The sequence below is a fragment of the Aeromonas sp. OTU364 genome (assembly GCF_038440395.1).
Classification (GTDB): domain Bacteria; phylum Pseudomonadota; class Gammaproteobacteria; order Enterobacterales; family Aeromonadaceae; genus Aeromonas.
This window is the reverse complement of the sequence record NZ_JASATR010000013.1, coordinates 71090-94204: the sequence shown is the minus strand read 5'-3', so window position 1 is coordinate 94204 and position 23115 is coordinate 71090. Positions and strand designations below refer to the sequence as shown.

Below are 23115 nucleotides of genomic sequence, written 5' to 3'. Positions count from 1 at the left end.
ATACAGGCCTCCTTTGACCCACAGACGTCGGCGGGTGAGTGAGCGCTGACTAAAAATCAGCCAACCACTGTGTTGCGTTCCCGCCTGGCCTGGCCGTGGCAGGAGGCCAGCCGGGCCAGCAGGTGATCGAGCTGCTCGGCGCTCTGGCTCTGCACCAGACCTATGCTGACGGTCACCGGCCGCTCGGGCAACAGGCTGGCATCGGCGATCTCGAGACGCAGCCGTTCGGCAATCTCGAGGCCGCTCAGCCGATCTGTCTGGGAGAGCATCAGGATGAAACCGTCCTCGTCCCAGCGGGCGAAGGGATCTTCCCGCCGCAATTCGCGGCGCACTATGCGGGCCAGCTTGGCCAGCATGGCGTCGCAGGCGGCCTCGCCAAACAGCTGCAATATCTTGCTGCGGTGATCCACGGTGAACTGCAGCAGGCAGAAGCTGCCGCTCTCGCTGGTCAGCCGCTCGTCCAGCAGCGACTCGAAGTGACTGCGGCTCTCGAGCCCGGTGAGGGGGTCGGTGTCGTGGCGATCGTCCAGCTGGGGCATGACCGCGTCCAGATGGCGCACCACCCCCAGCAGCTGGCCTCGTTCGTCGCGGCGCACCCGCTCTTCCAGCCGGATGTAGTGGCCCTGATGGTGCAGGATGCGGTACTCGAGCCGCAACCCGCTGCTGCGCCCCTCCCGACAGGCATCGATGGCCTCCCCCAGGCGGGGCCCGTCATCCGGGTGCACCCGGGCCAGCCAGCCGAGATCATCCAGCTCGTTCCCCACCAGCCCCAGCAGTTGCAGGCAGGAGGGATCGCGCCTCAGGCCCTGTTCGACCGACCAGGTCCAGATCCCGGCCTCCAGCATCGCCATGGCTTCTGCCTTCAGCATCACCTCAAGCGGGGTAATGACCTCAACCCCGGGAGTCTCATACCTTTCCATCACGCGCCTCGAAACCGGATCTGACTGTCTGCCCAGACAGCAACACTCAATAAGTAACATTGGCGATTGCGCCGAGCAACAGCGCCAACCCGCTTTTCCCTGGTGCCCTTTCATCCGCACCAGCCGCTCCATCAGCCCGTCTTGCCCTGATAGCCCGCCATCAGGGCCTGCCAACCTTCAGACACGAAGTGGAGGCCGAGCTCAGCCCGTCTTGCCCTGATAGCCCGCCATCAGAGCCTGCCAGTTCTCCGGCACGAAGTGGAAACTGGTGTGCAGCTGCGACTCCTTATTGAAGGAGCGCAGCAACCGCTCCAGATTGGCCTGCTGCCAGCTACCAGGGGAGCGGATAGCCCCCTTGTCAAAATCGATCACCCACACCTTGCCCTCCTTGTCGAGCAGCAGGTTGTGGCTGTTGAGGTCGGCGTGACAGACCCCGGCCTCGTGCAGCCGGCGCACCGTCTGACCCACCTTGTGCCACACCTCGTCGGGGAGCGCCCCCTGCTTGAGCAGGGCCACCAGATCCTTGGCGCCACGGATGCGCTCGATCAGGATGTCGGCGCGATAGAAGGGCCCCTGCTTGACCATGCGGGCCGCGAACGGCCGTGGCACCGGCAGCCCCTGCTCGCTCAGCTGGGCCAGCAGACGGTATTCGGCCATGGCGCGGCTCGATTCAACCCCTTCGAACCAGAAGCGATCCCGTACCAGCTTGCCCACCATGCCGCCGCGATAATAGTGGCGCAGCACCAGGTGGCGCGACTCGTCCTTCACGAACCAGGTCACCCCACGGCCTATGGCGGAGCCCACCACCTGCCGATGGGTCTGCCACCAGGCCGGATCGAACAACGCAGGGGAAGGGTCGCGGAAGGCGCCTTCGGCATACCAGCAGATCTGGTTGTGGGCGGTCTGTGTCAGCATCATGAGTATTCCGGTCGATAGTGGGACGCAATGCATCCCGTCATGGGGACTGTGCCGGTCGGGCAGCTGGCGCAATTTTACAATCCACAAGGGAGTTTGCATAATGCCATCCATCCATTTTGCCACCATTGCGCCACATCATGCCGCTGTTCCAAACGCCGCCCTCCTCTATCTGCATCCTGCGGCTCTCCGCCATCGGGGATTGCTGCCATGCGCTGGCGCTGGTGCGCGTCATCCAGCGGGCCTGGCCAGAGACTCGCATCACCTGGGTAACCGGCAAGATAGAGGCGACCCTGTTTGCCGATCTGCCCGGGGTGGAGGTGATCCCCTTCGACAAGAGCAAGGGCTGGCGTGGCTACCGCGATCTCTGGCGCACCCTCAAGGGCCGCAAATTCGATGCCCTGCTTCACCTGCAGGCGGCTCTGCGGGCCAGCATCGCCACCCTGGGCATCAGGGCCAAGATCAAGCTCGGGTTCGACAAGGCGCGGGCCAACGACGGTCAGTGGCTGTTCACCAACCATCAAGTGCCTTCCCCCGCCTCCCCCCATGTGCTGGATGGCTTACTCGCCTTCGCCAGGGAGCTCGGCATCCAGGATCTGACCCCGGACTGGCAGTTGCCCATCAGCGCCGAGCACCAGGCCTGGGCCCGGGAGAAGATAGACGGCAAGCCGACCCTGCTCATCTGCGCCGCCGCCAGCAAGGCGTTCAAGAACTGGACCGCCGAAGGCTATGCCGCCCTGGCGGATCATGCCGCCAGCAAGGGGTTTCAGGTCTATCTCTGCGGCGGGCCGGCCAGGCTGGAGCGGGATCTGGCCGCCGACATCCAGCGCCTGAGCCAGAGCAAGCCGGTGGACCTGGTGGGGCAGACCAACCTCAAGCAACTGCTGGCACTCATCAAGGAAGCCAGCCTGGTGCTCGCCCCCGATACAGGCCCCACCCACATGGCGACCCTGGCGGGCACGCCGGTGATCGGCCTCTACGCCCATCACAACCCGGATCGCACCGGCCCCTATCTGTGCCGCGAACACGCGGTCAGCGTCTATCAGGAGTTGATCGAGCAGGAGACCGGCAAGCCGCTGGCGGCGCTCGACTGGCGTACCCGCCTCAAGGATCCGGACGCCATGCGCAAGATCACCAGCGAGCGGGTCATCGCCGCCTTCGATCGGCTCTGTGCCGAGCGCCAGCTGCCGGGCTGAGGGGCAACTCGGAAATTCCGAGCCCTGAGGCAGGGATAATCTGATGGCCCGAGTCGGGTGCCGGGGGCAGAATAGCGGCCGATGTGGGTAACGCTCCCGCAGCAAGCAACGAATACTTTGATCGGCTGGAATATGATTCCGGCCGTTTTTTTATCCGCCCCCATCTGCTAACATTCGCCGCCTTTACAACCTCCTGACTCTGATTCTTCCGCGTTTTGCGAGCGACTGTCTCCCTTTCGGGCACATGACGGCAGCCTCTGCTACAACCAAAACACGGGTCATCGCTTAAAGGTACAGACATGGCGCAACAAGGCACTCTCTATATCATCTCCTCCCCGAGCGGGGCCGGTAAGTCCAGCCTGCTCAATGCCTTGCTGACCCAGCACAACGACGCCGGCAAGATGCAGCTCTCCGTCTCCCACACCACCCGTGCCACCCGCCCCGGCGAAGAGCACGGGGTGCACTACCACTTCGTGCAGGTGGAAGAGTTCAAGGCGCTGATCGAGCGCGGTGATTTTCTGGAGTGGGCAGAGGTGTTCGGCAACTACTACGGCACCTCCCGCGCCGCCATCGAGGCCTGCCTGGCCCAAGGCATCGACGTCTTCCTCGACATCGACTGGCAGGGCGCCCGCCAGATCCGCGAGCAGATGCCGACCAAGTCCATCTTCATCCTGCCCCCGAGCCGGGAAGAGCTGGAGCGCCGCCTGATCGGCCGCGGCCAGGACAGCAGCGAAGTGATCGCCGGCCGGATGGCGAAAGCCATTGCCGAAATGGTGCACTACGACGAGTATGACTATGTCATTATCAATGAAGACTTTGAGCAGGCGCTGTTCCAGCTCAGGGCCATCATAGAGTGCCAGCGGCTGGAATTGCGCCAGCAGCAGCAGGCCCAACAAAACTTGCTGCAACAGCTACTGGCAGAATAGGCCAAAAACAAGTAAACTTTTGCGTCATTTTTAAACACTGCTTTTTCAAACACAGAAAGCCCAAACACTGGAGTCCTGCATGGCACGCGTTACTGTAGAAGATGCTGTAAAACAGGTAGGTAACCGTTTTGACCTGGTGCTGGTCGCCGCACGCCGCGCCCGTCAAATCGCGGTACAAGGCAAAGATCCCCTGGTCGACGAAGAGAACGACAAGCCGACCGTGATCGCCCTGCGCGAGATCGAACTGGGTCTGGTCAACAACCAGGTGATGGATACCCAGGACCGCTACGAGCAGCAAGAGCAGGAAGCCGCCGAGCTGGCTGCCGTTGCTGCCATCGCCGAAGGCCGCGGTTAAGTTATTTCTCATGGTCGGCGCCCGCCCGGGTGCCGACTGTTCTTCCCATTTACAACCGCTCGAAAACCTCGCAAACTCGAGGGCATACCCTCAATTCCACGGATTGTCGTTTCACCGCTGCGGGGACTGTCTTGTATTTATTTGAAAACCTTAAAGAAATAGCCAGTTCCTACCTGCCTCCAGAGCAGGTTGAGAAGCTCAGGCAAGCCTATGTGGTGGCCCGTGACGCTCACCAGGGACAGATGCGTTCCAGCGGCGAGCCCTATATCACCCACCCGGTTGCCGTTGCCCGCATTCTCGGCGACATGCGACTCGATCACGAAACTCTGATGGCCGCCGTGCTACACGACGTCATCGAAGATACCCCGGTCACCAAGGACGATCTCGCCGAACTGTTCGGCAACGCCGTCGCCGAGCTGGTATCCGGCGTCTCCAAACTCGACAAGCTGAAGTTCCGCGATCGCAAGGAAGCCCAGGCCGAAAACTTCCGCAAGATGATGATGGCCATGACCCAGGATATCCGGGTCATCCTGATCAAGCTCGCCGACCGCACCCACAACATGCGCACCCTGGGCTCACTGCGGCCTGACAAGCGTCGCCGCATCGCCCGGGAAACCCTCGAGATCTTCGCCCCCATCGCCAACCGCCTCGGCATTCACACCATGAAGAACGAGCTGGAAGAGCTGGGCTTCGAGGCGCTCTACCCCATGCGCTCGCGGGTGCTGCGAGAATCGGTGCGCCGCGCCCGCGGCAATCGCCGCGAGATCATCGACTCCATCGAGAGCGAGATTGAGGGCCGGTTGCGCGAGGCCGGCATAGATGCCCAGGTCAGCGGTCGCGAGAAGAACCTGTTCTCCATCTACAACAAGATGGAGAAGAAAGAGCTGCAGTTCCATGAGGTGATGGATATCTACGCCTTCCGCGTCAGGGTGAAGGACATAGACACCTGCTACCGGGTGCTTGGTCAGATGCACAGCCTCTACAAGCCCCGTCCCGGCCGCTTCAAGGACTACATCGCCATTCCCAAGACCAACGGCTACCAGTCCCTGCACACCTCATTGGTGGGGCCGCACGGGGTGCCGGTGGAGGTGCAGATCCGCACCGAGTTCATGGATCAGATGGCCGACAAGGGGGTCGCCGCCCACTGGGCCTACAAGCAGGATGGCGACAGCTCGGGCACCACGGCCCAGATCCGCGCCCAGCGCTGGATGCAGAGCCTGCTGGAGTTGCAGCAGAGCGCCGGCAGCTCCTTTGAATTCATCGAGGGGGTCAAGACCGACCTCTTCCCGGACGAGATCTACGTCTTCACCCCGGAGGGCCGCATCATGGAGCTGCCCGCCGGTGCCACCCCGGTGGACTTCGCCTACACGGTGCACACCGACATCGGCCACGCCTGCGTCGGCTCCCGGGTCGACCGCCACCCCTACCCCCTGAGCAGTCCGCTGCACTCGGGCCAGACGGTGGAGATCATCACGGCGCCGGGCGCCCGCCCGAACGCGGCCTGGCTCAACTTCGTGGTGACCACCAAGGCGCGCTCCAAGATCCGCCAGTTCCTCAAGAACCTGCGTACCGAAGAGTCTGTGGTGCTGGGTCGCCGCCTGCTCAACCATGCCCTCGGCGCCAAGAACATCGAAGACATCCCCGAGCCGCGCATCAAGCAGGTGCTGGCAGACACCAAGCACGAGAACCTGCAGGGCCTGCTGGCCGATGTAGGGCTGGGCAATGCCATGAGCGTCATGGTGGCGCGCCGCATGCTGGGTGACGAGTTGCCGCCGGAAGAGCAACCGAAGTCCAGCAGCAAGAAGATGCCCATCAAGGGTGCCGACGGCATGCTGGTCACCTTCGCGAACTGCTGTCGCCCGATCCCGGGGGATGCCATCATCGCCCACATCAGCCCGGGCAAGGGACTGGTCATTCACCAGGAGTCCTGCCGCAACATCAAGGGCTACAGCCGCGAGCCGGACAAGTACCTGCCGGTGCAGTGGGAAGTGGACAAGGAGCAGGAACAGGAGTTCCGCACCGGCATCAGCATCGAGATCGTCAACCACCAGGGTGCCCTGGCGGAGCTGGCCAACGTGATTGCCGCCACCGGCGCCAACATCCACGCCATCAGCACAGAAGAGAAGGATGGCCGGGTCTATCTGGTCACCCTGCTCATCACCACCAAGGGCCGCATCCACCTTGCCAACATCATGCGCAAGATCCGGGTGATGCCCAACGTGCTCAGGGTGAGCCGACAGAAGAACTGATCACACAGGCGGCGCGAGCCGCCTGCTGCTTTTCAAGAGACACTCATGGCCCCATGCAGCAGCCCACCTGCCTTGTTGCGTGCACCAGCCTCACTCGATAGAAACTGACATGACACCTGAACGCTTTAAACGGATCTCCGACATGCTGGCCCATCGCCAACTCGATCTCACTGTCTGCATGCCAGGAAAGACGTCCACAAGCCTCACTCGATAGAAACTGACATGACACCTGAACGCTTTAAACGGATCTCCGACATGCTGGCCCAGCGCCAGCTCGACCTCACTGTCTGTATGCCTGGAAAGACGTCCACAAGCCTCACTCGATAGAAACTGACATGACACCTGAACGCTTTAAACGGATCTCCGACATGCTGGCCCAGCGCCAGCTCGATCTCACTGTCTGCATGGAAGAGGTCCACAAGCCTCACAATCTGGCCGCCATAGTGCGCACCGCCGATGCCATCGGCATTCACCGGGTCCACGCCGTCTGGCCCAAGACCTGGATCCACAAGCGCAAGGGCACCGCCCGCGGTAGCCAGAACTGGGTCGACGTCAAGCTGCACCCGGATATCGGCAGTGCCGTGGCCGAGCTGAAAGCCTCCGGCATGCAGATCCTGGCGACCCATCTCTCGGAGAGCTCGGTGGATTTTCGCGCCATCGACTACACCAAGCCGACCGCCATCCTGGTGGGCCAGGAGAAGCACGGCATAGGGGAAGAGGCGCTGGCCCTGGCCGATCACCATATCGTCATTCCCATGGTGGGCATGGTGCAGTCCCTCAACGTCTCGGTGGCAGCCGCCGCCATACTGTACGAAGCCCAGCGCCAGCGCGAGCTGGCCGGCTGCTATCAGCGCGGCTGCCCGCTCGACCTGGAGGAGCAGAACAGCATACTGTTCGAGGGGGGCTACCCCATCTATGCCCAGCTCTGCAAAGAGAAAGAGATGCCCTATCCCCAGCTCGGCCCGGCCGGCGAGATCCTGGCGGACGAAGCCTGGTGGCAACGGATGCAGCTGACCCGCAAGGGCTGGGCCGCACAACAGGACGATCCCCTGGATATGGAGTATCCAACCGATGAAATTTAACGCTCTGCCCCTGCTGGCCCTGACCCTGTTTTCTGCCGGAGCCCTTGCCGTGACCAATCCCTATCATCTGACCACGGAAGCCGAAGTACCCGCCCTCCATCAACAGACCCTGCCCGACTTCTGGCGCCAGCACGCCGTCGAGAGCGCCTTCAAGGCCAAGGACGGGGTCGCCATCCGCTATGCCGCCCTGCGCCAGGCCAAGGTGGACAGAGCCATACTCCTGGTCAACGGCCGGGTCGAGAGCTACCTCAAGTATCAGGAGCTGGCCTGGGATCTGTGGCGTCAGGGCTATAGCCTCTACCTCATCGATCACCGCGGCCAGGGGCTGTCGGATCGCCTGCTGGCCGACAAGGAGAAGGGCTATGTCGCCGACTTCGACGACTATGTGCTGGATCTGAAGCAGTTCCATGACGAGGTCATACTGGCGGACAAACCCGCCAAGCTGTTCCTGCTGGCCCACTCCATGGGCGGCGCCATCTCGGCCCGCTATCTGGAGCGCTGGCCGGATGATGTCGAGGCGGCCGTGCTCTCCTCCCCCATGATGGGCATCAACCTCGGCGGCCTGCCCAAGTGGCTGGCCCAGGGGCTGGCGGCCACCATGGATACGGTCGGCAGCTGGTTGGGCGAGCCCCCCTATGGCCCGGGCCAGACCGGCTATGTCTCCCATGAATTTGCCGACAACGGCCTGAGCCACAGCGAGCCCCGCTACCAGGCATTCCGCCAGCTCTATGAGCAGCATCCGCAGATCAAGCTGGGCGGGGTGACGGCCCACTGGATCCGCGAGGGCATCAAGGCCGGGGATGCCGCCATCGCGGAGGCAGACAGGATCAAGACGCCACTGCTGCTGATCCAGGCCGGGGAAGACGGCATTGTCGATAACCAGGCCCAGGACAGCTTCTGTGCCCGGCTCCAGTGTGAAGGGGGCAAGCCGCTGCGGATCGAGGGGGCCTGGCACGAGCTGTTCATCGAGGCCGATGCCCAGCGCCTGCCTGCCCTGACCGCGACCCTGGACTTCTTCGCCCGCTTCTAGTGGCCGGTTGCGTGACGTGCCAGGGGAGTGGCCAGCGTCCAGCATGGCGTCACTTGCCCTGCACCAGCACGGCAACAGACCCGGGGACTGGTTATTTTTTGGATCCCTAAATAAATGGGGTCACACCGGACGCTGGGGTACACTGCCCCGGCGTTCCACTGATGCCGAGGTAATGATGTTCAAGGTAGTTGTGTCCGATCTCGATGGTACCCTGCTCAACGGGCAGCACCAGATCTCCTCCCGCACCCGGGATACCCTGCACCGTCTGGTGGATCAGGGGATCAAGTTCGTGGTGGCCACCGGCCGTCACCATGTGGATGTGCGCAGCATCCGCGATGCCCTGGGGCTGGATATCTACCTCATCACCTCCAACGGCGCCGTGGTGCACGACAAGCAGGATACCCTCGTCTTCAACCAGGCTCTGCCGAGCACGGTGGCAGCCGAGCTGATCGCGCTGGAGCGCGACCCCTCCATCCACATCAACGTCTACTACGGCGACGAGTGGCTGGTGGAAGAGGAGATGCCCTGGCTGCTGCAGTTCCATCACGACTCCGGCTTCAGCTATCGCCTGACCGATCTCGCCAGCCACCCGCTGGACAAGATCAACAAGGTCTTCTACATCGGCGAACACGAGAAACTGCTGCAGATAGAGGCAGAGCTCAACCAGCGTTATGGTGATCGGATCAATGTCACCTTCTCCCTGCCGGATTGCCTCGAGGTGATGCACGCCGGGGTCCACAAGGGCAATGCCGTACGCGCCGTGCTGGAACAGCATGGGCTTGAGATGTCCCAGGCGGTCGCCTTCGGTGATGGCATGAACGACTTCGAGATGCTGAGCATGGTGGGCCGGGGTGTGGTGATGGGCAACGCCCATGATCGCCTCAAGCTGGCCCTGAGCGAACACGACAGAACCCTGAGTTCGGATGAGGATGGCGTCGCCGTCTATCTGGAGCAGTTGTTCGCCATCGATCAGACAGGCGCAGCCTGATCTCCGCCATCATGGCGATCTCCCCCGGGATCGCCATGGCACTATGCGCGCGAGCGCCTCATCGCTTGAAACTGTGGTTGCACTCCTTGCACCAGTACTGCCGGGAGATCTGCCGATCCAGGGTGCGACCCAGCCATAGCCCGACCCCACCACCGGTTGCACCGCCGACCAGGGCGCCGCTCAGGGCACCCGCGATGGCGCCTATGGGTATCCCCACGCCACCCAGCGTGGCCCCCAGCCCAGCCCCGAACTTGGCAAAGGTCGCCGCACAGGCATAGCCTCCCGCCGCGCCACAACCCAGGGCACAGGCCCGGCCGACCCGTTCATCCAATGCTTTTTCGACCCCTTCTTTCAGACACCTTGGACATCTCATGATGCACCTCTTGGCTGACAGAACAGAACTTACTGCTCACTACTCGAACAAGTTTCGCTCCTATCGACACCGACTGCACCCTTATGTGCCGGTAATAACTCAAATTTTTATGGCTCCTACCCAACAGCGAGACACCGTATGAGCCCTTTTAAAACATGAAGTCCGACAATGGCACGGTATTTACCTCCCCTTGCGAGACTCACCGCCATGACACTTCTCAATCGCTTGTCCCTCACAACCAAAACCCGCTTACCCGTGTTGATTGTGCTGATCATCATGTCCAGCGTAGTTGCCGTTGCCTACACCAGTTTTAGCGAGCAACAGCGGGTTAATCGCACCGTTGTCGAGCAGATACTGCCGGTACAAAACTCCCTGGAAGATGCCTATCGTGACCTCTATCAGGTCATTGCCGCAGGCCAGGGGCTAAGCGTGGGTGGCCTCACCACCGAAAATGTGACGCATCAGCTAGCGGAGTTTCAGGATAATGGCCACAAGGCAAGAAACAGGCTTGTCCAGGTGCAAACCCTGATCGATGCAGGCCTCCTCGGCAAGCAGTACCAGAGCAATCTTGACCTCATGCTGGCGGAGTTTGATCGCTGGCTCGCACACTATCAGGCCGTGTTTGCCACTCCCCATGAGAGCAGCCATCTGCTTGCCAGCCATTTCCAAGCATCACAGCAACAGTTCACCACCATCCGCAAGCAACTCAATGTGCTCAAGGATGCGATCGCGCTATCCCAGCAGGCCCTCAGACTGGAGGTTCAGGCATCGAGCCAGCATGCGCAGCAGGTTTTGAGCTTGGGCACACTCATCGCCATACTGCTGGCCCTGGTACTTACCTGGTCAGTCACCCGGCTCACGCTCAGACCCCTCAACCAGATGCAGCAGGCGCTTGAGGATATCGCCCAGGGCGAGGGAGACCTCACCCGACGCCTCACCATCACCTCGCGCGACGAGATTGGTACCCTCGGCTCCACATTTAACCGCTTCATCGATCAGGTACACAGGATCGTCAGCGATGTCAGCCAGACCGCCAGCACTGTGCAATCGGCATCACGGCAGCTGCACTCCCTCATGGAACAGATGCTCGGCAATGCCGAAGATCAGCAGCGCCAAAGCGATCAAATTGCCGCCGCGGTGGAGGAGCAGAACGCCACCAGCGCCCTCATGGTGACGCACGCCAGCCGGACCGAGCACGCTTCGGCCGAGGCGGCCGGCCAGGTAAAGAGCGCCACGACGGATCTGATGAATACGGTCACGGCGATGGAGTCACTGGCGCGGGACATTCACAGCTCGGAACAGGGCATTCAGCGGCTGGAGCAAGATGTCGGGCACATCTCTTCGGTGCTGGAGGTGATCCGCGGCATTGCCGAACAGACCAATCTGCTGGCACTCAATGCGGCCATCGAAGCGGCCCGGGCCGGGGAGCAGGGGCGCGGCTTTGCCGTCGTAGCCGACGAGGTCCGCACCCTGGCCAGCAAGACCCAGCACAGCACGGGTGAAATACAGCAAATGATCGAGCGGCTGCAACAGGGCAGCCAATTGGCCGTGCAGAAGATGGAGGCCAGCAGCCAGAGCGGCACCCAGGCTGTCGCTCAGGCACACCAGACCAGGGAGAGCCTGAGCCAGATGACCCAGGCGATCACCATCATCAACGAGATGAACGGCCAGATCCGGGATGCAGCCCATGAACAGAGCTGCGTCAGCACCGAGATCAACCACAATCTGAGCGTCGTCGCAGGCAATGGTCGTGCCATGCTGGAGAACCTGGGGATCATTCGCCAGACCTGTGGCCAGCTGGAAGACCAGAGCCAGCAACTGGCCACCACGGTGCAACAGTTCAAGATCTGACACCTCAGCCGCGAGGCTTGAACTGCTCCTTCTCGAGATTGTGCTTCTTCATGCGCAGATAGAGCTTCTTGCGCGGGATGCCGAGGTAGCTGGCGGCCTCGCTCACCCGCCCGGAGAAGAGGAACAGGGTGTCCTCTATCACTCGCTTCTCGTACTCCTCCACCAGGTCGTCGAGGGGCTCCCTGGCGCTGGCGGCCGGGATGGCACGCTCGACCCCCGCCAGCTTGATGATGCCCACCGCATAGAGCTCGGCCACGTTGCGCAGCTCCCGGATGTTGCCCGGCCACCGATGGCGCTTGAGCGTCTCCAGGTAGGCGCGATCCACCTGGGGGGCCGGCCGGCCGATGCGCTTGCAACCCTGATGGAGGAAGGCGCGAAACAGCGGGATGATGTCGCAGCTGCGCTCCGCCAGCCGGGGCAGCTTGAGCCGCACCTGGGAGAGGTAGTAATAGAGCTCCGGCATCAGCTGGTGGCTCTCCACCAGTTGCTCTGGCGCCTCGTCAAACAGGGCGAGGGTGCGTTGCTCCTTGTCCCCCTTGCGCTCCTGCTCCAGCAGATGGCCCCCCAGCCAGCGCTGGCACTCAGGCGTCAGCCTGGCCGGCGCATTCAGCACCAGGGTGCCGCCACGGCTGAGCGCCAGGCTCTCTTTCAAGGCTGCAAGCTCGGGAGCCGCGGCGCAGTCGTGCAGCTGCAGCCTCTGCTCCTTGCGGGCGCCTATGCGGTGCAGCAACTCGGCCAGGGTATGGCGGCCGCTGCCAGGCTCCCCCTCCAGCATGAGATCCTTGTCGGTCTGGGCCAGCTGGTTGAGCTGATGACGCAGGGCGACGATCTGGGGGCTGGTGCCGATCAGCTGATGCTCCACGGCCGTCTGGATCTCGCCGCGCCTGGCCAGAACCTCCCGCCTGTGCGCCATGGCGCGCGTCAGCAGATCCAGCAGGGCCTCGGGGTGCAGCGGCTTCTCCAGAAAATCGAAGGCCCCCTGCTTGACCGCCCTGACCGCCAGGGGGATGTCCCCGTGCCCGGTGATCAGGATCACCGGGATCTCGGCATCTATCTGCTGCACCTGGGCCAGCAGATCCAGGCCATTCATCGCAGGCATGTAGATGTCTGACACCAGCACGCCGGGCCACTGGTCGTCGAGCAGGGCCAGTGCCTGCTCAGGATCGGCGAGCCCCCTGGGCCTGTACCCCGACAGGTTCAGCAGATGGCAATAGGATTCCAGTACATCTTCGTCATCATCCACCAGCAGCACATCGGTGGGGCGACTACGGGTCAACAGCATGGTTCTCACTCCCGCGCGTCATCATAGGCAGACGTCATCGGCAGCGCCGATGGGTCGACGGTAAACTCCAGCACCACCATGGCACCGCCCTCCGGGGCAGAGGCCAGCCCTATTTCACCGGCGCAGCGCGCCAGCAGGGAGCGGCAGATGGTCAGCCCCAGTCCCAGCCCCACCTCCTTGGAGCTGGTGAAGGGGGTAAACAGACTGGGCAGTATGGCCTCGGCGAAACCGGGGCCGCTGTCACACAGGGCGATGCGCACCCGCGCACTCCCCCGCTCGAGCAGTATCAGCCGCAGCTGGCGCGACTCCCTCCCGGCGATGGCATCGAGGCCGTTCACCAGCAGGTTGACCAGCACCTGCTCCACCAGACCGGGGTCGCCCTGGATCCAGAGCCCGGGGGGCAGCTCGTTGTGCAGCTGGCAAGCCTCGCGCCTGGCGCGGTTCTCCACCAGCAGCAGGGACTGTTCCGCCAGCTCGTGCAGGTCCAGCCGGCAGAGGGCGTCGAGCTGTGGCGACTTGCGGGCAAAGTTGCGCAGCGCCGTGATGATGCGGTTCATCCGCTGAGCGAGCCGCTCTATCTTGTCCAGCTCCTGGCCGAGCCGCTGGCTCTCCCCGGTCGCCAGCGCCATCCGGCTGGTGTAGAGGTAGGTCATCATGGCCGACAGCGGCTGGTTGAGCTCATGGGCCAGGCTGGTCATGGCCTGGCCGACCACCGCCATCTTGGCCGCCTGGATCAGCTCGTCCTGGGCCTGCAGCAGGTTGCGCTGGGCCTGCTCCCGCTGGGCCACCTCCTCGGCCAACCGCCGGTTATTCTCGGTCAGCTCCCGGGTACGCTCCGCCACCAGCAGCCCCAGTTCCCGAGCGGTCAGCTCCTGGCGGGTCACATCCGTGATGGTGATGATGAACTTGGATCGTCTGGCCTGCTCGAAGCGGCGGAAGTTGAAGTGCAGGTAGCGTATCTGCCCCGCCAGCTCGACGGCCAGGGTGCATTCGCTGCTGCCGAATCGCTGCAACGGCTGATCGGGCTGGAACTGGGCCGCCAGCACGGCGCAGCCCTCGCCGGGGAACAGCTGCCACAGCGGCTGCTCCGGCGCGATGGCGCTCTGCTGGAACAGGGTCAGGGCACTCGGGTTGACGGACTCTATGGTCCCGTCCTGATGACAGGTGATGAGGGAGGCCTGGGTGTTGTTGATGAGGTTGAGGGCATTGCTCTTCTCCATCTGCTGCAACTGCTCGCAGAAGCTGCGCAGGCTCTCCCCCAGGCGGCCAATCTCGTCCCGCCCCAGGGTGCGGATCGGTTGATCCAGCTGCCCGGCGGCGACCCTGGCCAGATCCTGACCCAGGATGTCCAGGCGCCGGATCAGCCGGCGCCCGATCAGCACCACCAGCACCAGGCCCCCGATCAGCACAGAGAGGCTCAGCCCCACCAGGATCACCGTCTTGCCGGTGGCCACCATGCGATGGCTATCATGGCTCAGGGTGCGCAACGCCTGGTTGGCCTCGGTCACCACCCGGCTCACCCTGGCATGGTAGCGGGAGACGGATTCATCCAGCTGGGGGCGCAGCGCCTCCAGCCGTTGATGGGTCCGCACGTCGGCGGCCAGCAGCTGTTGCAGCTGGCCGCCGGGTTTGACCAGGGTGACTATCTCTTCGAGGATCTGGCGATAGCTCACCGTCGAGGGGTAATCGGCGAGACGGGCCGTCAGGCCGTCGATCTCGTCGATCTTGTAGCCGATAAACAGGAAGGCGCTCTCCAGATCCTGCTGATACCGCTGGGCTATCACCTCCTCCACCAGGCCCTGCAGCTCGTTCTCCTTGAAGGTCAGATCCTGCAGGGCGGAGAACTCCTTGATCACCTCAGCCAGGGTCTCCCGCTGCTCCTGGTTCGCCACCATGCCGGTCAGGTGCCACTCCACCTCCTGCAGCAGGGGGGCTACCTCCTCGACCAGATCCTGGTGCAGCCAGGCGCTGCGCTTTCGCATCTGGCTCAGCATCTCCTGATGATCCAGCTGCTGGCGCAGGTAGCCGGCGTGGCGCTCGACCCGTTCGCCCAGCTCGGCGAAGGCCTGGCGCTGGCTGGGGGTTTCCCGGTTGTCCGGGCTGCTGGAGAGGGCGGATTGGCGCATCTGCCGCAGGGTCACCGATACCTGACGGGAGAGCCGCTGGAAATCCCCCAGGGTGGGGGCGTCCCTGAGCTGGGCCAGTTGCAGCAGCAGGCGGGAGCTGGCCCGCTCCAGCCGGTAGGCATCATCGATGGCCGGCAGACTCTCCTCGACGATCAGCCCCACCTGGCGGCCCAGCCTGTCCCACATCACATAGGCCGTGCCCCCCATGGCCAGGGCCAGGACAAGGATGGCCACGAAGGAGAGTCTGAGCCGCCGCCCCAGGGTACCGGGCCAGCGCAGCCGCCAGCGCCTCACGGTTTGGCCGCCTGTTCCACCAGTACCATGGCGGCCGCCAGATTGTCCCGGGTGAGCTGGCGCCACCGATGTTGCAGACGCTCGGCCTGGGGATTGGGCCTGTCCTGCTCGTAGATGGCATCAAACAGCGCCAGGGTGGCCGGCTCCCGCGCCTCCGCCTCGCTCAGGGGGGGCGTGCTGGCCAGGGCCCTCGCCTTGGCCAGCAGGGCAGTCCGCTCGACATTCCCTCCGGCATCCGCCTCGGCGAGGCCCTGCCAGGTGAGTCGCAACTTGGGCAACTGCTGGGTGATGGTCTGATCGAACAGCGCCTTCAACAGGTTGGCGCGACCATAGAGCAGCGCCTTGTCGATCACGAACTCGGTCTGCTGCGCCAGCTTCGGCTCGGTGAGCGTCACCTTGGCCATCTCCGAGGTGCCGACTATGGCCTGCCCCTCGGCGGAGAGCAGGTAATCGATGAAGTGACCGGCCAGCGCCGATTGCCGGCTGCTGCGGGTCACCGCCAGGTAGGTCGGCAATATGGCCGCCTGTGGCAGGGGGGTGAAGCCGATGTAATCGAAGCGGGCCTTGCTGGTGCGGGCGTAGCTCTCGATCACCAGGCCAGCCCCCGCCAGCCCGCGGCTGATGCCGTCGCTGACCCCGAAGCTGCGGGCCGTGATGGCGGACAGATTGCCGCCGATCTGCATCAGCATGGCCCAGCCCTGCTGCCAGCCATATTGCTGCAGTATGCTCTCCACCATCATGTGCGTGGTGCCGGACTGGGAGGGGGAGCTCATCATCACATGGCCCATGAAGGCGGGGTCGGCCAGGCTCTGCCAGCTGGTTGGCACCGGCAGCCGGTATTTTTCCAGATAGCGCCTGTTGTACATGATGCCGATGCCGGAATAGCCGACCACGGCCACCTTCTCCCCCAGCCCCATGGTATGCGGGCTCAACCAGGCGGGGGCCCGGCTCTTGATCGGCAATTCGGTCAGCAGGCCCGCCCTGTCCAGCGAGTGGAAGAAGGTGGGGGACGAGGAGAGCACCACGTCCACCGGGGCCCCGTCGGCCTGGGTCAGCAGCCGCAGGGCGGGCAAGGTGCGCCTGTAGATCACCTCGACCCTGACCCCGGGGTTGGCCTCGGTGAACCCCGCCACCATGGCCCTGACCGGGCTCTCGGAGAAGGAGGTCAGCACCGTCAGCGAGGCGGCACCGGCCCCGTTGCCGAGTCCGCCACAGAGCAGCATCAAGATGGATAGCAGTCGGCAATGGGTACGCATAACGGCTGGCTGACTCCCCGTGGTCATCGAATGTGTGCGAACGATCAAAGATTCGAGATCCGGTCAAAAACACCCGGCCGGGGCCATGGGCCGGATCTGACTCATTCCCCCTCCTCCTCCTGGCTTATTGTCTTTGATCCCGCATGGGCGGGCCAGACGAAAGCTGCCATTTCTGACTCAGGAAAGCGGCCCCTTGAGTCACAACTGACCCGAAAAGCGCGTTTTGTAAGGGTCCGAACAGGCTCCCTAAGATGGCGGCGACAGTCAGAGCCTCTCTGCACTTCCGCTACCCACCTTCACGGAGCACAACATGTTCAACTTCTTCAAGACGCGAGCCGACCTGCCGGTCATGGACGCCTCGCCGGACAAGATAAGATCCATCTATCGCAAGTATCAGTGGCAGGTCTTCCTGGGTCTGGTACTGGGCTACGCCATGTTCTACGTGGTTCGCATGAGCCTTAACGTGGTCAAGAAGCCCCTGCTGGATGCCGGCATAGTCACCCTGGACGAGCTGGGGGTGATAGGTTCCGCCTTCCTGTTCACCTATGCGGTCGGCAAGTTCTCCAACGGCTTCCTGTCGGATTACGCCAACATAGGCCGCTTCATGTCGGTCGCCCTGGGCGCCTCCGCGGTCTGCACCATCCTGATGGGCATGAACACAGCCACCTTCTTCCTGGTGCTGATGTGGGGCCTGAACGGCTGGTTCCAGTCCATCGGCTCGGCCCCCTCCTGCGTCTCCATCTTCCAGTGGTTCTCCCCCAAGCAGCGCGGCTCCGTCTATTCCATCTGGGGCGGTTCGCGCAACATAGGTGAAGGCATCTCCTGGATCCTGACCGCCACCGTCGTCAGCTACTTCGGCTGGCAGGCCGGCTTCATCGGCGCCGGTATCGCCTCCGGTATCGCCGCCATCCTGATGTACCTGGTCCTGAAGGATCGCCCGCAGACCTATGCCCTGCCCGAGCCTGCCGTCGCCTTCGGCGAAGAGCCCGAGATCGCCAAGAAGGTCGAGCCGGCCGAGATCCGCCGCGCCCAGCTGTTCATTCTCAAGCAGCCGGTGGTCTGGCTCATCGCCGCCGCCTGCGCCTGCATGTACATGTCCCGCTATGCCATGAGCTCCTGGGCCGTGCTCTATCTGCAAGAGCAGAAGGGTTACAGCCTGATCGATGCCGGCTTCGCCATGTCCGCCTACCCCATCGCCGGTTTCATCGGCGCCATCCTGGCCGGGGTCATCTCCGACAAGCTGTTCAACGCCAACCGCCACATTCCGACCCTGCTGTACGGCCTGGCCAACATCGCCGGCATGTGCCTGATGTTCTGGGGCCCCCAGAGCCGCATGATGGATGCCGTCGCCCTCTCCCTGATCGGCTACTCCATCGGGGGTCTGGTGGTGTTCCTGGCCGGTCTGACCGCCTGCGACCTGATGCCCAAGACGGCAGTGGGGGCGGTGAAGGGCTTCATCGGTCTGTGCTCCTACATCGCCGCCTCCGGCCAGGAGCTGGTCTCCGCCGCCCTGATCGAGACCAGCGTGGTCGACGGAGTCACCCACTATGACTTCAGCAGTGCCCAGTACTTCTGGCTCGGAGCCTCTGTGGTCTCCATGCTGCTCGCCATGACGGTGTGGAATGCCAAGAAAGTCGTCAACTACTGATGCCTGCTCGCAAAAAAGGTGGTCGCTTGACCACCTTTTTTGTTCCCTGCACTACCCAAGAGAGTCACCCCATGCGTAAAACCAAGATTATCGCCACCCTGGGCCCGGCCAGCTCCTCCAGCGAGATGGTGGAGAAGTTGCTGCTCGCAGGCGCCAATGTCTTTCGCCTCAACTTCTCCCACGGCAGCCACGAACAGCACAGGCAAGTCGCAGGGCGGATCCGCGAGGTCGCCAGCCGGTTCGGGCTGCACATCGGCATACTGGCCGACCTGCAGGGCCCCAAGATCCGGATCGCCAGCCTGGCGACGGGCAGCATTCAGCTGAAGCCGGGAGACGGCTTCATCCTGGACGCAGATCTGGATCCCGCACAGGGCAACCAGGAGAGAGTCGGGCTCGACTATCCGGCACTGGTGGCGGAGGTCGGGGTCGGCAACATACTGCTGCTCGATGACGGTCGCCTGCAGTTCAAGGTGGAGCGGATTGCGGGGGCCGAGGTGCACACCCGGGTGCTGGTCGGCGGCACCCTGTCCAGTCGCAAGGGGATCAATGTGCTCGGCGGTGGCCTGAGCGCACCGGCCCTGACCGACAAGGACAGGGCCGACATTCTCCTTGCCCGGCAGATTGACGCCGACTTCGTGGCCGTCTCCTTCCCTCGCAGCGCGGCGGACTTGCAGGAGGCTCGCCAGCTGATCCGCGCCACCGGCAGCAGGGCGGCCATCATCGCCAAGGTGGAGCGGGCCGAGGTGGTCGCCTCCATCGAGGCCATGGACGAGATCATTCATGCCGCCGACATCATCATGGTGGCCAGGGGAGATCTCGGGGTCGAAATTGGGGATGCCAGGCTGCCCGGCGTGCAGAAGACACTGATCCAGCGTTGCCGCTTGCTCGGTCGGCCGGTGATCACGGCGACCCAGATGATGGAGTCCATGCTCGCCAGCCCCATGCCGACCCGTGCCGAGGTGCTGGATGTGGCCAACGCCGTGCTGGACGGGACCGATGCCGTCATGCTCTCGGCCGAATCGGCCGCCGGCCACTTTCCCGTCGAGGCGGTGGAGGCCATGGCCCGCATCACCCTGGGGGCCGAGCAGGACGGGGGCGGCGGGCAGCCACTCTGGCTTCAGGGCAGCACACCCCAGGTGCAAGCCGGTCATCACATGGCGCTGACCACCCTGACATCCAGCCTCGGCCTGGACAACACCTGCGGCATCGCCATCCTGACCAAGGGGGGCCAGGCCGTCACCGCCATCTCCCGCGGCACGCATCAGGGGCCCATCTGGGCGCTCTCAGATGATCAGCCACTGCTCAACCAGATGACCATACTGCGGGGGGTCAGGCCGCTCCACTATCTGGACGAGTCACCCCGGCACCTCCACTGCCCGCTGGTCGAGACGCTGCAACGGGCGGATCAACTGCACGGCATCCAGACCCTGCTCATCAGCCGGCTGGATGCACTGGAAGGGGCCGGTCCCGAGGATGTCTGGCGTCTGGTGCCCCTGCCCGGTGTCCAGCGCGGATCCCGTCAGGAGTCGAGGGACAGCCTCATCCGCTGAGGCCAGGCAGCCCAAGGCGATCCAGCAGGCTACCGGTCGGCGTCCAGGTGAAGCTCTGATTGGCGCCACCGTAGCACTCGGCCAGCCGCAGCGGCACCGCGGCTCTGTGGCGGCGACCAGCCACATCCAGACAGAGTGAAACCTGCCGGTTGAACAGTCTATCCCCCTGCCACTGCCATTGACGGCTGTCGTCCTGGCACTCTCCCACGGCGAGGCCATCCTCCCCCCTGGCGATCAGGCAACCCTGCGCCAGCTGCAAGGCCCCCGCATCCCAGCTGAACAGCTGGCTTGGACTCTGATCGCAAGGCTGGGTGAGCAGGCTGCCCTGCTCGTCCAGGGCCACGCAGAAGCCGCCATCGGTCACCAGGGTGGCCGGGGGCTCCGGCGTTGACCTGGAGGCGGCCCCCAGCAGAAGGTTCTCTGGTCTCGGCTGCAAGGCACAGCCGCCGAGCAGCAGTGCCATCAGGGCGAACAATCGGATGTGAAGGGGCATGATGGTGCATAGGCCTGTATCTGAATGGGTCGCGGGTGTCCACTCTTCGGGTGGCTCCCGGCCAAGCATAACGAACTCGCGGCGAACAGGCGCCAGCAGAAATGTAAGAAGAGGTGACAGAGGCGCGACGGGCACGCAGAAAAGCAAAAACCCCGCCGAAGCGAGGTTTTCAGAATGTGGTCGGTGATAAAGGATTCGAACCTTTGACCCTCTGGTCCCAAACCAGATGCGCTACCGGGCTGCGCTAATCACCGATGGGGTATTTCCAAAATACAAAGATGACCATGTGGTCATCCTCGTCATACAGCAAGTATGGTGCGAAGAGAGGGACTCGAACCCTCACACCCGGGGGGCACTAACACCTGAAGCTAGCGCGTCTACCAATTCCGCCACCTTCGCATACCTGACAAGCTGTAAAATGGGGTGGCTGATGGGGCTCGAACCCACGACAACCGGAATCACAATCCGGGACTCTACCAACTGAGCTACAGCCACCACAGCTGTTTTGTTCCACAACAACGCCCGCTTAACTGGCGCACTTTAATGGTGCGCCCGACAGGATTCGAACCTGTGACCTCTGCCTCCGGAGGGCAGCGCTCTATCCAGCTGAGCTACGGGCGCTACGCTGTCGAACGGGGCGCATTATTGATGATGGCGCCCACCTTGTCTACTCTTTTTTTATCTACATGATTCAAGTGTCTGTTTTTCAATCTTTTCGTACGCTTTTATGCCTCTTCTTCAGAGGTTCGGCCAAAAACGTCCTCACTCGGCCCACTTTTGGATCCACTTCTGACAGTAAAGTGGCCGGCATCCCTTGACTTGCTTTCTTCTCCACCTAGAATGAATGAACGTTCATTCACTCGCCAAAACCTGATCATCATGGATAAGAAAGAACGGATTTTCGAGGCAGCGCACGAAATCCTCGGCGAGCAGGGCTTCTACGGCCTTTCCATTGCCGCGGTTGCCAAGAAAGCCAAGGTAGCGGCAGGCACCATCTATCGCTACTTCAGCGACAAGGATGATCTTGTCCGCCAGCTTTATCAGCACACCATTCTCAAGTGTCATCCCTTGGTCATGGAAGATGTGCAGATAGAAGAGGTGTCCTATCGGCAGTATCGACGCCTCTGGCTCAATATCGACGCCCTCTTTGCCAGCCACCCCAATGTACTTAAATGCAAATTGCAGTACGAAAGTTCTCCATTGGGGGCTGAATTGGAGCGTGATCCGGTCATAATGGCGACATGGGCCCCACTTGAGCGTTTCTTCGAACAGGGACGCCAGCAGGGTCTGTTCATCGATTTGCCCGTTCTGGTGTTGGAGGCCCTGAGTCTGAGCAGCGTGGTCAACCTGGTACAACAACGCCAGGCTCACGAATTTGAGTTGACGCAAGAACAGTTGGAAACGGTCATCCGGGCCAGCTGGAATGCCATTTTAAACCCTAATTATTCCATCACAGGAGCCTGTTCATGAAAAAGTGGATGGCCATCATGTTGCTGATAGCACTCGCCCTGTTCGGCAGTGTCATCGGCTTCAATATGTTCAAGCAGAAGAAGATTGCAGAGTTCATGGCCAATCGACCCGAGCCCGAGTTCCCGGTGACCGCCATGGTGACCAAGGCGCAGGACTGGGTCCCCACCATAGAGGCGATCGGCTTCATCGAGCCCAACCAGGGGGTCACCCTTTCCAGTGAACTGGCTGGCACCATAGACAACATCAGTTTCGAATCCGGGGCTCAGGTCAAGGCGGATCAACTGCTGCTGAGCCTGGACTCCAGCGTGGAGAAGGCCAACCTGAACTCCTCCCGGGCCAGGCTGCCTGCGGCTCGTGCCAAGTTCGAGCGCTACCAGAACCTGTACCAGAAGAACTCCATCTCCCGGGATCAGCTGGATGATGCCGAAGCGAGCTACCGTTCACTGGAAGCGGACATCGAGAGCCTGAAGGGCACCATAGCCCGCCGCGAAGTCCGCGCCCCCTTCGGTGGCGTCGTGGGTCTGCGCAACGTCTTCCTCGGCCAGTATCTGGAACCCGGTACCGAGATAGTGCGACTGGAAGACACCAGCGTGATGCGCCTGCGCTTCACCGTGCCCCAGACCGACATCTCCAAGATTTCCCTCGGCCAGACCGTCAAGATCAACGTGGATGCCTATCCCCAGACCCAGTTTGACGGTCAGATCACCGCCATCGAGCCGGCGGTCAACTACCAGAGCGGCCTGATCCAGGTGCAAGCCAACATCCCGAACAACGGCGGCCAGCTGCGCTCCGGCATGTTCGCCCGCGCCAGCATCATACTGCCCACGGTGAAAGACCAGATAGTGATCCCGCAGTCTGCCATCTCCTTCACCCTCTATGGCGAGAACGTCTACGTCATTCACGAGGCAGACGGCGTGAAACGCGCCAAGCAGGTGGTGGTCAAGGCGGGTGAGCGTCGCGGCAATGATGTCCATGTGTTGTCCGGCATCAAGGCTGGCGATCAAATCGTGCTGTCGGGTCAGGTTCGCCTGAGCAACGATACCAAGGTGCACGTGGTCGAGAATGATGCCCTTGCCGTTCCGGCACAAACCCCGATGCTGTAAGCGCGGAG

Annotated in this window: 19 protein-coding genes, 4 tRNA genes and 1 pseudogene; 13 read left to right on the top strand and 11 right to left on the bottom strand. The window is 62.8% G+C overall.

Annotated features, from left to right (window positions below; genetic code table 11):
• Positions 1 to 56 precede the first annotated feature (56 nt).
• Positions 57 to 920 carry a GGDEF domain-containing protein gene (locus tag AAHB08_RS13865; protein WP_342059242.1) on the bottom strand — a complete coding sequence of 288 codons (864 nt, stop codon included), beginning with the start codon at positions 918 to 920 and terminating at the stop codon, positions 57 to 59.
• A 201-nt stretch (positions 921 to 1121) separates the two neighbouring features.
• Positions 1122 to 1835 (bottom strand): 3-deoxy-D-manno-octulosonic acid kinase, encoded by a 714-nt coding sequence (locus AAHB08_RS13860; protein WP_342059263.1) that lies wholly within the window; start codon positions 1833 to 1835, stop codon positions 1122 to 1124.
• 128 nt (positions 1836 to 1963) lie between these two features.
• Here AAHB08_RS13860 and AAHB08_RS13855 point away from each other — a divergent pair, with 128 nt between their 5' ends.
• The 8 genes and pseudogenes from AAHB08_RS13855 (at position 1964) to AAHB08_RS13825 (ending at position 9661) form a co-directional block, all read left to right on the top strand.
• Positions 1964 to 3031 carry a glycosyltransferase family 9 protein gene (locus tag AAHB08_RS13855; protein ID WP_446699534.1) on the top strand — a complete coding sequence of 356 codons (1068 nt, stop codon included), beginning with the start codon at positions 1964 to 1966 and terminating at the stop codon, positions 3029 to 3031.
• A 299-nt stretch (positions 3032 to 3330) separates the two neighbouring features.
• Entirely contained in the window at positions 3331 to 3957 is a 627-nt protein-coding gene (gmk, locus tag AAHB08_RS13850) for a guanylate kinase (RefSeq protein WP_139437069.1), read from the top strand.
• Between the two features lie 79 nt (positions 3958 to 4036).
• Entirely contained in the window at positions 4037 to 4312 is a 276-nt protein-coding gene (rpoZ, locus tag AAHB08_RS13845; RefSeq protein ID WP_005307060.1) for a DNA-directed RNA polymerase subunit omega, read from the top strand.
• A gap of 131 nt (positions 4313 to 4443) precedes the next feature.
• The gene (gene spoT / locus AAHB08_RS13840) at positions 4444 to 6561 is read left to right on the top strand and encodes a bifunctional GTP diphosphokinase/guanosine-3',5'-bis pyrophosphate 3'-pyrophosphohydrolase (protein ID WP_139437071.1); all 2118 of its coding nucleotides are present in this window, start codon (positions 4444 to 4446) and stop codon (positions 6559 to 6561) included.
• Between the two features lie 109 nt (positions 6562 to 6670).
• A pseudogene (locus AAHB08_RS21165) lies at positions 6671 to 6774 on the top strand (tRNA (guanosine(18)-2'-O)-methyltransferase TrmH); the annotation flags it as partial.
• Between the two features lie 122 nt (positions 6775 to 6896).
• Positions 6897 to 7643, top strand: coding sequence for a tRNA (guanosine(18)-2'-O)-methyltransferase TrmH (trmH, locus tag AAHB08_RS13835; protein ID WP_139437073.1), 747 nt, complete (start codon positions 6897 to 6899; stop codon positions 7641 to 7643).
• The gene (locus AAHB08_RS13830; RefSeq protein WP_342059240.1) at positions 7633 to 8673 is read left to right on the top strand and encodes an alpha/beta fold hydrolase; all 1041 of its coding nucleotides are present in this window, start codon (positions 7633 to 7635) and stop codon (positions 8671 to 8673) included. The genes trmH and AAHB08_RS13830 overlap by 11 nt, the downstream gene beginning before the upstream one ends.
• A gap of 175 nt (positions 8674 to 8848) precedes the next feature.
• Entirely contained in the window at positions 8849 to 9661 is an 813-nt protein-coding gene (locus AAHB08_RS13825; protein WP_139437077.1) for a Cof-type HAD-IIB family hydrolase, read from the top strand.
• Between the two features lie 58 nt (positions 9662 to 9719).
• Here the strand turns inward: AAHB08_RS13825 and AAHB08_RS13820 are convergent, their stop codons facing one another.
• Complete coding sequence (locus tag AAHB08_RS13820) at positions 9720 to 10034, bottom strand: hypothetical protein (protein ID WP_202047978.1); 315 nt, start codon at positions 10032 to 10034, stop codon at positions 9720 to 9722.
• A gap of 276 nt (positions 10035 to 10310) precedes the next feature.
• Between AAHB08_RS13820 and AAHB08_RS13815 the strand changes: the two genes are divergently transcribed.
• A complete protein-coding gene (locus AAHB08_RS13815; protein WP_342059239.1) occupies positions 10311 to 11885 on the top strand; it encodes a methyl-accepting chemotaxis protein in 1575 nt (524 codons plus the stop codon).
• A 4-nt stretch (positions 11886 to 11889) separates the two neighbouring features.
• Here the strand turns inward: AAHB08_RS13815 and AAHB08_RS13810 are convergent, their stop codons facing one another.
• Genes AAHB08_RS13810 through AAHB08_RS13800 form a run of 3 tightly spaced genes read right to left on the bottom strand, consistent with a single transcriptional unit; the run spans position 11890 to position 16843 of the window.
• Positions 11890 to 13167 carry a sigma-54-dependent transcriptional regulator gene (locus AAHB08_RS13810; RefSeq protein ID WP_342059238.1) on the bottom strand — a complete coding sequence of 426 codons (1278 nt, stop codon included), beginning with the start codon at positions 13165 to 13167 and terminating at the stop codon, positions 11890 to 11892.
• A 5-nt stretch (positions 13168 to 13172) separates the two neighbouring features.
• Positions 13173 to 15587, bottom strand: coding sequence for an ATP-binding protein (locus AAHB08_RS13805; protein WP_342059237.1), 2415 nt, complete (start codon positions 15585 to 15587; stop codon positions 13173 to 13175).
• A complete protein-coding gene (locus AAHB08_RS13800; RefSeq protein WP_342059236.1) occupies positions 15584 to 16843 on the bottom strand; it encodes an ABC transporter substrate-binding protein in 1260 nt (419 codons plus the stop codon). Before AAHB08_RS13800 ends, AAHB08_RS13805 begins: the two co-directional genes overlap by 4 nt.
• A 310-nt stretch (positions 16844 to 17153) precedes the next feature.
• Between AAHB08_RS13800 and AAHB08_RS13795 the strand changes: the two genes are divergently transcribed.
• Together AAHB08_RS13795 and pyk are read left to right on the top strand one after the other, a co-directional pair.
• Positions 17154 to 18491 (top strand): MFS transporter, encoded by a 1338-nt coding sequence (locus AAHB08_RS13795; RefSeq protein WP_139437088.1) that lies wholly within the window; start codon positions 17154 to 17156, stop codon positions 18489 to 18491.
• 71 nt (positions 18492 to 18562) lie between these two features.
• Positions 18563 to 20041 carry a pyruvate kinase gene (pyk, locus tag AAHB08_RS13790; RefSeq protein ID WP_342059235.1) on the top strand — a complete coding sequence of 493 codons (1479 nt, stop codon included), beginning with the start codon at positions 18563 to 18565 and terminating at the stop codon, positions 20039 to 20041.
• Here the strand turns inward: pyk and AAHB08_RS13785 are convergent.
• From AAHB08_RS13785 to AAHB08_RS13765, 5 genes are all read right to left on the bottom strand, one after another.
• A complete protein-coding gene (locus AAHB08_RS13785) occupies positions 20031 to 20534 on the bottom strand; it encodes an RICIN domain-containing protein (RefSeq protein WP_342059234.1) in 504 nt (167 codons plus the stop codon). The two genes, pyk and AAHB08_RS13785, sit on opposite strands and share 11 nt — an antisense overlap.
• 177 nt (positions 20535 to 20711) lie before the next feature.
• Positions 20712 to 20788, bottom strand: a tRNA-Pro gene (locus AAHB08_RS13780).
• Positions 20789 to 20847: 59 nt separating this feature from the next.
• A tRNA-Leu gene (locus AAHB08_RS13775) sits at positions 20848 to 20933 on the bottom strand.
• A 20-nt stretch (positions 20934 to 20953) separates the two neighbouring features.
• Positions 20954 to 21029 (bottom strand) — tRNA-His (locus tag AAHB08_RS13770).
• Positions 21030 to 21078: 49 nt separating this feature from the next.
• Positions 21079 to 21155 (bottom strand) — tRNA-Arg (locus AAHB08_RS13765).
• Positions 21156 to 21413: 258 nt separating this feature from the next.
• Here AAHB08_RS13765 and AAHB08_RS13760 point away from each other — a divergent pair.
• Positions 21414 to 22004 carry a TetR/AcrR family transcriptional regulator gene (locus AAHB08_RS13760; RefSeq protein WP_139437092.1) on the top strand — a complete coding sequence of 197 codons (591 nt, stop codon included), beginning with the start codon at positions 21414 to 21416 and terminating at the stop codon, positions 22002 to 22004.
• Positions 22001 to 23107 (top strand): efflux RND transporter periplasmic adaptor subunit, encoded by a 1107-nt coding sequence (locus AAHB08_RS13755; protein WP_139437094.1) that lies wholly within the window; start codon positions 22001 to 22003, stop codon positions 23105 to 23107. Before AAHB08_RS13760 ends, AAHB08_RS13755 begins: the two co-directional genes overlap by 4 nt.
• Positions 23108 to 23115 lie beyond the last annotated feature (8 nt).

Bases quoted from the DNA above. Each gene is read 5' to 3' on its own strand.
- AAHB08_RS13865 (WP_342059242.1), bottom strand. From the start codon at position 920: ATGGAAAGGTATGAGACTCCCGGGGTTGAGGTCATTACCCCGCTTGAG.
- AAHB08_RS13860 (WP_342059263.1), bottom strand. From the start codon at position 1,835: ATGCTGACACAGACCGCCCACAACCAGATCTGCTGGTATGCCGAAGGC.
- gmk (WP_139437069.1), top strand. From the start codon at position 3,331: ATGGCGCAACAAGGCACTCTCTATATCATCTCCTCCCCGAGCGGGGCC.
- rpoZ (WP_005307060.1), top strand. From the start codon at position 4,037: ATGGCACGCGTTACTGTAGAAGATGCTGTAAAACAGGTAGGTAACCGT.
- trmH (WP_139437073.1), top strand. From the start codon at position 6,897: ATGACACCTGAACGCTTTAAACGGATCTCCGACATGCTGGCCCAGCGC.
- AAHB08_RS13830 (WP_342059240.1), top strand. From the start codon at position 7,633: ATGAAATTTAACGCTCTGCCCCTGCTGGCCCTGACCCTGTTTTCTGCC.
- AAHB08_RS13825 (WP_139437077.1), top strand. From the start codon at position 8,849: ATGTTCAAGGTAGTTGTGTCCGATCTCGATGGTACCCTGCTCAACGGG.
- AAHB08_RS13820 (WP_202047978.1), bottom strand. From the start codon at position 10,034: ATGAGATGTCCAAGGTGTCTGAAAGAAGGGGTCGAAAAAGCATTGGAT.
- AAHB08_RS13815 (WP_342059239.1), top strand. From the start codon at position 10,311: ATGTCCAGCGTAGTTGCCGTTGCCTACACCAGTTTTAGCGAGCAACAG.
- AAHB08_RS13810 (WP_342059238.1), bottom strand. From the start codon at position 13,167: ATGCTGTTGACCCGTAGTCGCCCCACCGATGTGCTGCTGGTGGATGAT.
- AAHB08_RS13800 (WP_342059236.1), bottom strand. From the start codon at position 16,843: ATGCGTACCCATTGCCGACTGCTATCCATCTTGATGCTGCTCTGTGGC.
- AAHB08_RS13795 (WP_139437088.1), top strand. From the start codon at position 17,154: ATGTTCAACTTCTTCAAGACGCGAGCCGACCTGCCGGTCATGGACGCC.
- pyk (WP_342059235.1), top strand. From the start codon at position 18,563: ATGCGTAAAACCAAGATTATCGCCACCCTGGGCCCGGCCAGCTCCTCC.
- AAHB08_RS13785 (WP_342059234.1), bottom strand. From the start codon at position 20,534: ATGCCCCTTCACATCCGATTGTTCGCCCTGATGGCACTGCTGCTCGGC.
- AAHB08_RS13760 (WP_139437092.1), top strand. From the start codon at position 21,414: ATGGATAAGAAAGAACGGATTTTCGAGGCAGCGCACGAAATCCTCGGC.
- AAHB08_RS13755 (WP_139437094.1), top strand. From the start codon at position 22,001: ATGAAAAAGTGGATGGCCATCATGTTGCTGATAGCACTCGCCCTGTTC.